Below are 12,888 nucleotides of genomic sequence, written 5' to 3'. Positions count from 1 at the left end.
GTGAGAGTGGCGTCGCTGGGGCGTGCGGTGGGCAACATCCTCGGGAAGCCGCGGGAGCTGACGTGATGACCTCGTCCCCCGACCACATCTCGGTGCGCGGCGCCCGCGTGCACAACCTCAAGAACGTCGACGTCGACATCCCGCTGCGGGAGCTCGTCGCCGTCGCCGGGGTGTCCGGCTCCGGGAAGTCCTCCCTGGCGCTCGGCGTGCTGTACGCCGAGGGGTCCCGCCGCTACCTCGAGGCGCTGTCGACCTACACGCGGCGCCGGATGGCGCACGCCCCGCGAGCCGCCGTCGACTCGGTCGAGCACGTCCCCGCCGCACTGGCCCTGCGCCAGCGGCCCGGCGTGCCCGGGGTGCGCTCGACCTTCGGCACCTCCACCGAGCTGCTCAACGTCCTGCGGCTCATGTTCTCGCGCCTCGCCTCCCACGTGTGCCCCAACGGCCACCGCGTCCCGCCCACCATCGACGTCGCCGCCGAGGTGCCCTTCGCGTGTCCCGAGTGCGGCGCGAACGTCGAGGCGCCCGGGGCCGAGCAGCTCGCCTTCAACTCCGAGGGCGCCTGCCCGACGTGCGCCGGCACGGGCGTCGTGCGCGACGTCGACGACGCCGCTCTCGTCCCGGACGAGTCCAAGACCCTCGACGAGGGCGCGGTGGCCCCCTGGCAGATGTTCGGCTTCCGCGTCCAGCCGGCCATCGCCCGCGAGTTCGGGGTCCGCACCGACGTGCCGTACCGCGACCTCACCGACGCCGAGCGGGAGATCGTGCTGGGCGGCCCGGAGGAGAAGAAGCACATCACCTTCGCGACGAAGAAGGGGGTGCACGACCTTGACTTCACCTTCCGCAACGCCCGGCTCACGGTCACCGAGGAGCTCAAGCGCGCCACCGACGAGAAGCGCCTCTCGCGCGTGTCCCGGTTCCTCACCGAGGCGGTGTGCCGCACCTGCGACGGCACCCGCCTCAGCGAGCGCGCCCGCGCTCCGCGCATCGGCGAGCTGAACCTGGCCGAGGTCACGGCAATGCCCCTTGGCGACGTCGTCGCCTGGGCACCCACCGTCACCGCGACCCTGCCGCCGAACATGCGCGAGATGGCCGACGGTCTGGTGGAGGCGCTCCAGGGCATGGCGCGGCGCCTCGGCGAGCTCGGGCTCGGCTACCTCACCCTCGATCGTGCGGGAGCCACCCTGTCCACGGGCGAGCGGCAGCGTGCCCAGCTGGCCCGCGCCGTGCGCAACCGCACCACCGGCGTGCTCTACGTGCTCGACGAGCCCTCGATCGGCCTGCACCCCTCCAACGTCGACGGCCTGCTCGGCGTCATGCGCGACCTGCTCGCGGACGGGAACTCGGTGGTCTTCGTCGACCACGACGTACAGATCCTGCGCGAGGCGACCTGGCTCGTCGAGATCGGGCCGGGGTCGGGCACCGGCGGTGGCCGAGTGATCGCCCAGGGCACCGTCGCCGACCTCGCGCGCAGCCCGCACTCGCTGCTACGCGGGTTCCTCACCGGGACCGAACCCGCCGTCGTGCGGGAGCGTGCGGCCGAGGCGGCGATGTTCGACGCCGGCCGGATCGCCCTGGCCACCGACGCCGTCCACACCGTGCACCCACTGGAGGTCGCGGTCCCCCGCGGCCGGCTGGTCGCCGTCACGGGCGTGTCCGGGTCCGGCAAGACCACCCTCGTGCTCGAGTCGCTCGTCCCAGCCCTGATCGCCCATGCCGATCCCGACGGCGGACGGCGGCTTCCCGGGCACGTGCGTTCGGTGGACGCCCCGGGCATCCGGCGCGTCCACACGGTTGACGCCACCCCGATCGGCATCAACGTCCGGTCGACGGTCGCCACCTACTCCGGCGTCTACGACGACCTGCGGAAGGCGTTCGCGGAGACCGACGAGGCGCGGCAGCGCGGCCTGAGCGCCTCCGACTTCTCCTACAACACCGGCTCACTCGCCTGCCCGCGCTGCCAGGGCACCGGGCAGGTCTCCCTCGACGTGCAGTTCCTGCCCGACGTCGACATCGCCTGCCCGGACTGCGGCGGCTCGCGCTACGCGCCCGAGGCGGGCGAGGTCCGGCGCGACGGGCTCTCGCTGCCCGACCTCCTCGGTCTCACCGTAGACGAGGCCCTCGGTGCGGTCGGCGACATCCCGCGGGTGCGGCGGCGGCTGGGCGCGCTGGCGGACCTGGGCCTGGGCTACCTCACGCTCGGTGAGGACACCCCCGCGCTGTCGGGGGGTGAGGCCCAGCGGCTCAAGCTCGCGACCCAGCTGCACCGCGACCAGTCCGATGCGGTCTTCGTGCTCGACGAACCGAGCGTCGGCCTGCACCCCCTCGACGTGCGCACCCTGCTTACGGTGCTCCAGCGGCTCGCCGACCGCGGCGCCACGGTGATCGTCATCGAGCACGACCTCGACCTCATCGCCAACGCAGACCACGTCATCGACATGGGCCCCGGCGGCGGCGAGGCCGGTGGGCGCATCATCGCCGTCGGTACCCCCGGGCGGATCGCGGCGGACGAGCGCAGCCTCACCGGCCGCTACCTGGCTGCGCACCTGGCCCACGGCTGACGTCGCCGCGTGCCGGTCAGGGTGTGGGGCGAGCTCCGACGTCGTCCGCCATGGCCCGCAGTACCTCAGGCCAGCCGGCGCCTTCGAGACCAGACCGCTCGCCCATGCGGACGACGACGACGTCGGTGGCCGGATCGACGTAGATGAACTGGCCGTGGTTGCCGCGGGCGTAGAAGCGGCCTGGCCGCTCGGTGTCCACCCACCACCAGTACTGGTAGTGGGCGGCCGGGTCGGTCGACGTGCTGTTCGCGGTCGCCTCGTGCACCCACGTCGCGGGCACCACCTGGCGGCCGGCGACCGCGCCGTCGTGCGCCAAGAGGTAGCCGAGCCGGGCGAAGTCCATAGCGCGGGCATTGAGCCCGCTCTCCATCTTCTCGAACCCGCTGGCGTCGCTGTCGAGACTCCACGAGCCGTCGGCCTCGGCGCCCATGGGCCCCCACAGCACCTCGCTGAGGTACTCGGCGACCGGCATGCCGGTGGCGCGCTCGAGCACCAGACCCATGAGCAGCGGGTTGTAGTTGTTGTACTGCCACCGCCGGCCGGGTGGCTCGACGACGTCAGCCGAGAGGGCGACGGCGCGCAGGTCCGGGGCGTAGTACGTGATCGTGTCGTCGCTCCAGGGCAGGCCCGCCTCCTCATAACGCAGGCCGGAGGACATCGTGAGGAGGTGTCGCAGGGTGACCTCCTCGAAGCGGGGGTCCCGGCCGAGCAGCTCCGGGACGTAGTCGGTGACGGGATCGTCGAGGCTCCGGATCTCGCCGCGGTCGACGGCGATCCCCACGAGGGTGGACAGCCACGACTTCGCCACCGAGAAGGAGGTCTGGGTCGACGTGGCGTCGGCACCATTGAGGTACCGCTCGACGAGCACCTCATCTCCGCGAAGGACGACGAACGCGGTCGTCCCAGTCTCCTCGAGGAGGTTCGCCAGTCCCCGCTCCCCCGCGACATCCTCCAGCTCGCCGTCGGGCAGCGGTGCAGGGCGCAGCTGCAGGCGGTCGTCGCCCGCGGGGACGGCCCGAGCGGGGAACGTCTGCCAGTCGCCGGTGTCGGCCTCGAACCAGAGCATCGCGCGGGCGGCGGCTGAGCGGTCGCGAAGCAGGTACGCGCAGCCGAAGACCGCCGCCCCGCCGATCGCCGCGATGGCGAGTGCGGCGACGAGACGCCGTGCCAGCGGGCGAGCTCGCTGAAGCGCTCGAGCCAGGAGCCACCCCACCACCGCGCCGACGGCCAGGCCAGCGACCACGATCGCGATGGCGGTCCACATCTCCGTTACCCGCACGGACGGAGGATCTCACCCATCCGGTGGCTACGACTTAGCCCCCGCCGCTGGGCTCACTTGATCCCGAAGTCGAACGCTTCCTGCTGGCTGTGCCCGAACTTCTCGCGGAGGAAGTTGCCCGTCGTGGTGAGCTGCGCCGTCGTACGACTGTGCCGGTTCCTCTGGAGGGCCTGGGCTTGGCCGGAGAGGATCCGGAGCTGCTCGGTGAGCTCCTCCTTCGGCGTGCGCCCGTTGGGCTGGCGGCTGTCGACCATGTTCGGCGGGATCGCCAGGTAGCCGCGGACGACGGCGGGCAGGTACTCCCTGACGATGGCGTCGAGCTCGTACTGGAGGATCGGGTCGCCGGAAGGCTCTCGGCGCTCCGCCTCGACGACGGCGTCCAGGGTGCGGCACGTCTCGAGGAGCGCGGGGACCGACGCGGGAGGAAGCCGGTGGCTGTTCGCCCGGGCGTGAGAGACGACCGCTGCCAGGGCCGAGGACAGCTGGTTCGCCGGCTCGAGCATCGGCGTCGACGACGACCCGAGCGCCGCAGCCGGCTCCCCCGACTCGGCCGGGACGAACCGGTGCCACCAGCGACGCCGCGCCGGAAGCCAGAGGTCCCGCAGGTGGTAGGCGCGCACGCCCGAGGCGCCCATCGACGCCAAGGCGAGCAGTCCGCCAAAGCCGATGACGTCGAACGCGATGAGGCTCGCCGAGAAGCCGACCGCGTAGAGCGCGCCCTCGAGACCCACCCGCAAGTTCTTCTTGACCGACCCGATGAGGAGCACGAGGTAGGCGAGCAGCGGCAGGAAGAGGACAACAAGGCCCACCTTGACGGCATTGCCCAGGGTCAGTCGTGACATCGTCAGCTCCTCGGGGAGTCCGGGGTGGAGGCGTCGGAGGAGTGGCTGCGTTCGAGCTGGAGGCGGGCCCGGCCCACCTGCCCCTCGAGCACCTCCACGGTCTGCTTCATCGACCGCGCGGCCTCCGCCTTGTACCGGTCGATCTCGTCGATGGCCTGGAACACGTTGTCGAAGGCCTGCTGGAGCTTGGCCGGGTCCACCGTGGCGCGGGCGGCACTCTCCTGGATCGCGGCGCCCTGGGTGCGGAGGAGCTCCGACGTCGAAAGGATCATGTCCGACGTGGTCGAGTTGAGGGCGTCGACCTGCGACAGAACGATCTCCTGCTGCGCCAGCGCCTGGGACACGATGACGGCCACCCGCAGGGCCGCGAGGGTCGTGTCGAGCGCGCGGTCGACGCCCTTGATGAGCTCGGTGTTGTTCTTCTTCACCACGTCCAGCGCCAGGTAGCCCTGGACGGAGACTGCCATCTGGGTCATGAGGTCCTGGTGGCGCTGCCGGACGTAGAAGAGGGCATCCCCCTCGAGGGTCGCCGCCTCGTCGGCCTTGCCCTCGGAGCGCAGCGCCGCGATCCGCTCCTCGAGGCCGTCGCCCAGGTGCCGGGAGAGGACGGCGTAGTTCGCCAGCTGCCCGAGCGTCGCCCACAGGGCGTCACGCTCGGTCTGGATCGCCGCGTTGTCGAGGCGCAGCTCGTCCTGCCCGCCCTTGAGGGCCTTGGTGATGGCGTCGAGCTGGTCCTGCGCGGACTCGTACTTGCGGAAGTACCGCTCGACAGGGCTGCCGCTGGGGAGAAACTTTAGCAGCCGCTTGCCGCCGGTGAGGTCATGCCGCTTCGGGTCGAGCTCCGTGACGATCTGCCGCAGCTCGGCCAGGCTGTTGCCGGTGCGCGAGGCAGGGTCGGCTCCCTTGGCTCCGAGAGCCGCCGCGGGCCGCTGGAGCATGCGGTTGGCCGAGTCGCCGGCCTGCCGAACCGTGTCCGCACCCATGCGCGTCAGCTGCGCCATCTTCGTCTGGAACTCCGGGCTGTGAAGCGGCGTGGCGAGCAGGTCGTCGATGAACGCGCGGGCCGTCTCCGCATGCTTCCGCTGGGTCTCGGCGTCCACGAGGATGACGCCGGCGACCTTCTCTGGCTGGTGAACCTCCACCTCGGCCGCGGGCGCGGGCGGCTCCAGCTGCAGCGGGTTCTTCACCGCGGCGGGCTGGTTCTGGCCAAGGTCGAGCGGGTTCGACATGCGGTGCACTCCTCAACGCTTCGGGGCTACTGACAGTCTCTCAGGGTCGGCTGCGGGCGACGCCGTAAATCACCCATGTCTCTCTCCCGGTGAACGGTAGTGAGGGTGGCTCGGTTCCACGGCCCCTCGTAGGTCGTGTCGTCTTTCGGCTACGGCGGTCCAGAATCGCGCCGGAACCCAATCGGGGTGCCCTACGGCCCGGCTCCCGCCGGAACCCCATCCGGGGCGCCATGGTCGGTAGAGGCACGAGCCGTCCGAGATCTCCGCGCTGCGATACGTCCACTTCTCTCTGAGCCGGTCCATACCGCAGGGGGCAGGGCTCGTCGACCTCGGGCATCGCGACGGGCGACCGGGGGGAGGGTGCTCGACGCCGCGAAGGGAGTCACGGGGACCCGACACCACGCCACCGCGCAGTGGACGGCTCGCACTGTCGCCGCGGCCGGCGAGGTGACGTCGCGTCGGGTCGTGCTACGCCGACTTCCGGCGAGGATCTCGACGACCGACTCAGACCGGCTGCGCAACTCGCAGTCGACAGTCCTCACGGCCCGACTCGGGGCAACTTGCGCGACAGGCGCCGAGGCGAGCGCCAAAGAATGGACGCGCATCCGGACGCCGCACACTGCTCCACCAGTACTGCTCCGCTAACAACAGGGCGCAGGCCGCCCTGTTGTTAGCGGGAACGCGGCTTCTCAGCACGTCCCTAGAACCCCGCACCCGCCGGCGCTTCGGGACTCGCGCAACTCGAACCAGTGGTCGACGGCGGCCCAAGGGGGCCGGTCTCGATCTCCCATGATCGACGGCACCCCCGAGCCGCCACAGGCAACCGTTGGGCGATCCAGCCCAAGAGATCCACGCGTCCCATCCCGACCGAGGCACCTGAGCCCGAAGTCGATCGCGCCTCGTTGCCGGGGCCACACTGTTCGCCATTGGAAGTGTCCGTGGTCGTCACCTGCGTCGGCGTTCGGCTGTTCCGCCCGATGTTTACGGTCCGGGCGGGTGCCACAGGATCTGCGGCCCCTCAGCCGGTTCCGCACTCGGCTTGCTTGCGGCACTCTCACTACGTGCTGCCGATGCCGATTGCCCCATCCGCGGCGTTCGGCAACACGACCAACGTCCGTCACATCACAAGCGGGGTGAACTCCCAGCGATGCCTGCTCAGTCGCTGATAGTTTGCGGACATGCATGATGAGTCTGTCCGCGCCGCTCTAACCGAGTTCGTCGCCGAACGTGACTGGCAGCAGTTCCATACCCCAGAGAACCTTGCGAAGAGCATTTGCATCGAAGCTGGCGAACTCTTGGAGTGCTTCCAATGGGGAGAGGCCGATCTCACCTCGGCACGAGACGAGCTCGCCGACGTGCTGACCTACTGCCTTCTCATGGCGGGCCGCCTCGGGCTCGACCCGGACACGATCGTGATGGAGAAGCTATCGAAGACCCGCGAAAAATACCCAGTGGAGAAGTCTCGTGGCCGAAGCGAAAAATATGACACACTTTAACCTCGAGCGGATCCCATTTGCCCCCGCGGAGATCCGCGCCTGGGGGGAAGCCGACGCGAAGCATCGGAACTGGCCGGTCGTTTACGTGATGACGAGTGACACCGAGGTGTATGTTGGTGAATCGCTGAACGCCGAGGCGCGCATACGACAACACCTTGATTCTTACGCCAAGCGAAATTTGCGCTGGGTGCGCGTCGTTCTGGATGAGACCTTCAACAAGTCCGCCTGCCTCGACCTCGAGTCATTCCTCATTCGCGCCTTCTCCGGAGATGGAAAGCTGCAGGTTCTCAATCACAATGCTGGCATCACTGACGCAGACTACTACGATCGAAGATCGTACAAACAGGCCTTCAGTGAGATCTTTGAGACACTCCGCACGCAAGAACGCCTATTTCAGCGCACACTTCCCGAGATCGTCAATAGCGACCTCTTCAAACTATCCCCATTCAAAGCCCTTAACCACGACCAAGCGATCGCAGTTGTGGACATTCTCGAGGGCCTCTTCGCAGACCTTGTGATTGACAGATCCGGCACTACCGTCATTCAGGGTAATCCCGGTACCGGTAAGACAGTAGTAGCCATCTACCTGCTCAAACTTCTCGAGGACATACGGCAACATGACCCCGAAGAGCCGCTGGACAGCGAGTCCATCTTCAGCGATTTCTTCACTCCTGGACACGCCGACCGAATTTCCTCGCTCAGGGTCGGGATCGTGGTTCCTCAGCAATCGTTACGCGAGTCCATCTCACGTGTATTTGCTCGAACCCCTGGCCTGAAAAAGGAGTCCGTTTTGAGTCCGTTCGCCGTCGGCGAGAGCGATGAGCCGTTCGACCTGCTCGTAGTTGACGAGGCGCACCGTCTGAACCAGCGCGCTAACCAAGCGTCAGGCCCACTGAACAAGAAGTTTGCTGATATCAACCGGAAACTCTTCGGTGCGGACGACCCTGGGCTTACTCAACTCGACTGGGTAAAGACGCAGAGCCGTCACGCAATCCTCATGATAGATACGGGGCAGACTGTGCGTCCGGCAGATCTTCCCCCGAGCATAACTTTTAAGATCCTTGCCGAAGCCTCGTCAGATGGCCGCCTCTACCCGTTACGCTCGCAGATGCGGATTGCAGCGGAGCAAGACTACGTTGGGTACATCCGCGCAGTACTCAGCAACACACCCCCATCTGCTCCGGAACGCTTCGACGGTTACGACCTCCAGTTCTTCACGAACTTGACAGACATGAAGCGTGCGATTGTTGACCGCAACGAGGAGCATGGGCTGTCGCGTCTCGTGGCGGGATTCGCTTGGCCTTGGGCCAGCAAGACCGACAAGGGCGCGATCGACATAGAGCTGGACGGCGAACGCTTACGCTGGAACTCAACCGGCCGTGATTGGATCAACTCTCCCGGTTCGATCGACGAGGTGGGGTCGATCCATACCGTCCAGGGGTACGACCTCAACTATACGGGTGTCATCATCGGCAGAGACCTTCAATACGCAAAGGACGAACGCAAGATTGTTTTTGATCGCGGGCATTATCATGACAAGAAGGGTCGTGAGAATAACCCCAAGCTCGGGATTACCTACTCTGATGACGACCTCCTGCGGTACGTCACGAATATCTACACAGTGCTCCTCTCGCGTGGAATACTAGGAACATACGTATATGTTTGCGACGCCGCCCTTAGAGAGTATCTCAAGGGATACTTTGATCCACGAGTCGCCAGTTGACGGTGATAGGCCGTTGCCGAGCAGCTCACCAAGGTCGATGGGCAGCGGCGCGTCCTTCGCGCCGTGCCCGTCGGTCATCGAGGCTCGGACATCGATCACGTCGTCATCGGCCCTGCCGGCGTCTTCAATGCGAACGCGGAGCATCCGAACGGCTCGACCTGGGTCGGAGGCGACACCTTCATGGGCAGCGGGCGACGGGTATGCCATACATCCGCAACGGCCGTCACGAGGCGCGCCGCCCGGCGAGGTTGCTCACCGAACAGGCCGGCTTTCCCGTCGAGGGCACGGGGATCATATCTGTCATGGGCGGGCAGCGAAATATGAAGGTCAAGAAGCAGCCCGAGGATGGGCGTGTGGTTATCGACCTACGTCAACGCATCAGGCAGTATCTGAACGCCCTACCGCCCCGCCTCACGGCGCGCGAGCTCGGCGCGATCTTGGACGTCGCCAGACGGTCGACGAACGTGGCGGCACGAGCTGCTCGACCATGAGAGCCGTTCTGAGGATTTCAGGGTCGAGGGGCGCTGCGCTCCCAATCCGCGCGCGTGCAGCGCCGGCAGGCGAAAGCGCCCTCGTCGAGCTCCTCCATCCGTAAGCTGATCCGAGGGCGCGACTACCCGCCCGCCTCCACAGACGCAGGATCACGGTGCACAAAGGTCTGTACGAAACGCTGGTCACTCAGGCGCTCGCCGAGCAGCTGACGGCGCTCACCCCGCAACTGCAGGCCCTGGAGCAGCACGTCGACTCCGCCGACGCACCGGAGGTGCTCTCCCGTCACCTCGCTGGCGAACTCCAGCGGGTGCTGTCCGCGACCAAGGACACTGATCGCAGGCTGGCGCTGGTCAACTGCCTCCTCACCACGATTGAGGCCGCCGACGCTACGGTCGTTCCTCCGGCTCGACAGCTGTATGCGATCCACGGCAAGCAGATCTTTGCAGCCACCATCGACCGACCACGCACGCCGCTGGCGGATGCCGCGCTGCTCACCAATGCCAAGGGCGACCCCAGCTTGGGCGCAGAGCTCCGCTCAGAGTTCGACTCGGCGGAACACGTCGATCTGCTGTGCGCCTTCGTCCGGTGGACGGGCCTACGGGTGCTCGAGGAACCGCTGCGGGCGTTCACCGAGCGCGGCGGCCGGCTGCGGGTCATCACCACCACCTACGTCGGCGCCACCGAACGGCGAGCACTGGACTGGCTGGTCGACGAGATCGGCGCGCACGTCAAGGTGCAGTACGAGCTCAACCGAACCCGCCTCCACGCGAAGTCGTGGCTGTTTCGCCGCGCCACAGGTTTCGACACCGCCTACGTGGGGTCGTCGAACCTCTCGACGGCGGCGCTGCTCGACGGTGTGGAGTGGAACGTGCGCTTGTCGGCCGTCGCCACGCCCTCGCTGCTGCACAAGTTCGACGCGACATTCGAGACCTACTGGAACGACCCCTCGTACGTCGACTACCGGCCCGCGCACGACTCCGAGCGGCTTGATGCGGCTCTCGCCGCGGCCGCCGGACGCACAACCCACGGGACCTCGCTCAACCTCTCCGGGCTGCAGGTGCGCCCCTATCCCCACCAGCAGGAAATCCTTGAACAGCTGGAGGTAGAACGCACCGTTCATGACCGCCACCGCAACCTCGTCGTCGCGGCCACGGGCACCGGCAAGACTGTGGTGGCGGCCCTGGACTACCGCAACGTGGTGACCGACGGTCACCGCCCCCGGCTGCTGTTCGTCGCCCACCGGATCGAGATCCTGCAGCAGGCGTTGCGCACCTACCGCGAGGTCCTCGGGGACGGGTCGTTCGGTGAGCTGTGGGGACAGAGCTACCGACCCGAGCAGTGGCAGCACGTCTTCGCCACTATCCAGTCATTCAGCCGCTCCACTACCGACTTGCCACCACAGGCCTTCGACGTCGTTGTCGTCGACGAGTTCCATCACGCCCACTCCGCCACGTACCGCCGGCTCCTGTCGCACTTCACGCCCCGCGAGCTGCTTGGCCTCACCGCCACGCCCGAGCGCGCCGACGGGATCGACGTAGCGGAGGAGTTCTTCGACGGCCGCACCGCGGCGGAGATCCGACTGTGGGACGCCCTGGAGGCTGAGCTGCTGAGTCCGTTCCACTACTTCGGGATCGCGGACAACGTTGACCTCAGCACGGTCAGCTGGCGGCGCGGCTGCTATGACTACACCGAGCTGGAGAACCTCTACACCGGAAACGATGCACGGACCCTGATCATCCTCAAGGAGCTGAAGGACAAGGCAACCGACCTGTCAGCGATGCGTGCCCTCGGCTTCTGTGTGGGGGTTCGTCACGCTCGGTACATGGCGGAGAAGTTCACCGCCGCCGGGATCCCGGCGCGCGCCGTCTGGGGTGGCAGCTCGGCTGAGGACCGCGCTCAGGCACTACGCGACCTCCAGGCACGTCGGGTCAATGTCCTGTTCACCGCCGACCTCTACAACGAGGGGATCGACCTGCCAGAGGTGGACACCGTGCTGTTCTTGCGGCCCACCGAGAGCGCCACCATCTTCCTGCAGCAGCTGGGCCGCGGGCTGCGTGCCGCACCAGACAAGGCTGTGCTAACGGCGCTCGATTTCGTGGGTCATCAGCGCAAGGAGTTTCGCTTCGATCGGCGCTTTCGCGCACTCACCGGCACCACCCGCCGCGGGCTGCGCGACCAGATCGAGCACGGATTCCCGTTCCTGCCCTCCGGCTGCCAGATCGTGCTGGACCGCCAGAGCCGCCAGACGATCCTCGAGAACATCAAGTCTCAAACACAGCACCGCTGGCGGACGCTGGTCGCTGAGCTGAAAGCCCTGGCGGGGACGGGTGCCGACGTCTCGCTGGCCAGATTCCTGCACGAGAGTGACATCGAGCTCGCCGATGTCCTCAAGCCACGCAAGGGCTGGACCCAGCTGCGCCGGGACGCCGGCCTGCCCGTGCCACTGCGCGGCCCGCGGCACGACGAGGTGGTGCGCCGCGCCACCGCCCTTGCCCACGTCGACGACCCCGAGCGAGCCGACACCTACGTGCGCCTCCTCAGCAATGGCCCGCCCCCGTACACCGTCTTGAGTGAGCGCGACCGACGGTACGCGCGGATGCTCTTCTTCAGCATCTGGCCCGACCGCGGCGACTTCTCGGCCGACCCCGCGACACCGGACACCCTCTACACCGCCGGCCTAGAAGCACTTCGCGACGAACCGGCGGCGCGACGTGAGCTCAGTGACATCATCGAGCTCGGTCGCGCCAGCATCCGACACCTGCCCGGTGAGATGGCTGGCCCACTCTCCGAACTGGGGCTCATGACCCACGCGCGCTACAGCCGCGATGAGATCGTGGCCGCGCTGGACCACGCCGGGCCGGAGCGGCGAGCGGACAGCTTCCGGGAGGGCGTGCTGTTCTCGGCGCCTTGGCAGGCCGACGTCTTCCTCGTGACTCTGCGCAAGTCCGAGCGCGACTACTCCCCCACCACCATGTACAACGACTACGCGATCAGCCCTGAACTGTTCCACTGGGAGTCCCAGTCTCGCACCAGGGTCGCGTCACCGACCAGCCAGCGATATCTCCACCACCGTGAGCGCGGCACGCACGTTCTGCTGTTCACTCGGGAACACAAGAAGGACGCCCTGGGCACCGCGCCCTACCTGTTCCTGGGCGCCGCCGACTACGTCAGCCACGCCGGCGAACGCCCTATCGCCGTCACCTGGCGCCTGCACCGGCCGTTGCCGATGGACGTCTTCCAGGCCGCGGCGGTCGCGACTGCGTGAC

At 67.6% G+C, this 12,888-nt stretch carries 7 protein-coding genes; 4 read left to right on the top strand and 3 right to left on the bottom strand.

Features of this window, described 5'->3' with window-relative positions:
* The first annotated feature begins 65 nt into the window (after positions 1-65).
* A complete protein-coding gene (locus V2J63_RS05205) occupies positions 66-2,561 on the top strand; it encodes an AAA family ATPase (RefSeq protein WP_331229943.1) in 2,496 nt (831 codons plus the stop codon).
* A gap of 16 nt (positions 2,562-2,577) precedes the next feature.
* Here V2J63_RS05205 and V2J63_RS05200 read toward each other — a convergent pair whose 3' ends face one another.
* From V2J63_RS05200 to V2J63_RS05190, 3 genes are read right to left on the bottom strand one after another with little or no spacing between them, the layout of a single operon-like run.
* Complete coding sequence (locus V2J63_RS05200; protein WP_331229942.1) at positions 2,578-3,840, bottom strand: serine hydrolase domain-containing protein; 1,263 nt, start codon at positions 3,838-3,840, stop codon at positions 2,578-2,580.
* 53 nt (positions 3,841-3,893) lie between these two features.
* A complete protein-coding gene (locus V2J63_RS05195) occupies positions 3,894-4,682 on the bottom strand; it encodes a hypothetical protein (RefSeq protein ID WP_331229941.1) in 789 nt (262 codons plus the stop codon).
* A gap of 2 nt (positions 4,683-4,684) precedes the next feature.
* Complete coding sequence (locus V2J63_RS05190) at positions 4,685-5,911, bottom strand: toxic anion resistance protein (protein ID WP_331229940.1); 1,227 nt, start codon at positions 5,909-5,911, stop codon at positions 4,685-4,687.
* A gap of 1,178 nt (positions 5,912-7,089) precedes the next feature.
* Here V2J63_RS05190 and V2J63_RS05185 point away from each other — a divergent pair.
* The 3 genes from V2J63_RS05185 (at position 7,090) to V2J63_RS05175 (ending at position 12,887) form a co-directional block, all read left to right on the top strand.
* Complete coding sequence (locus tag V2J63_RS05185) at positions 7,090-7,407, top strand: nucleotide pyrophosphohydrolase (RefSeq protein ID WP_331229939.1); 318 nt, start codon at positions 7,090-7,092, stop codon at positions 7,405-7,407.
* Positions 7,376-9,130 (top strand): DNA/RNA helicase domain-containing protein, encoded by a 1,755-nt coding sequence (locus tag V2J63_RS05180; protein ID WP_331229938.1) that lies wholly within the window; start codon positions 7,376-7,378, stop codon positions 9,128-9,130. The genes V2J63_RS05185 and V2J63_RS05180 overlap by 32 nt, the downstream gene beginning before the upstream one ends.
* A 646-nt stretch (positions 9,131-9,776) precedes the next feature.
* A complete protein-coding gene (locus V2J63_RS05175; RefSeq protein ID WP_331229937.1) occupies positions 9,777-12,887 on the top strand; it encodes a DEAD/DEAH box helicase in 3,111 nt (1,036 codons plus the stop codon).
* Position 12,888 lies beyond the last annotated feature (1 nt).

This window comes from Georgenia wangjunii (assembly GCF_036421975.1).
In the GTDB taxonomy this organism is placed as follows: domain Bacteria; phylum Actinomycetota; class Actinomycetes; order Actinomycetales; family Actinomycetaceae; genus Georgenia_A; species Georgenia_A wangjunii.
The sequence above is the reverse complement of the archived record's forward strand: the minus strand, read 5'-3'. Positions and strand labels throughout refer to the sequence as shown.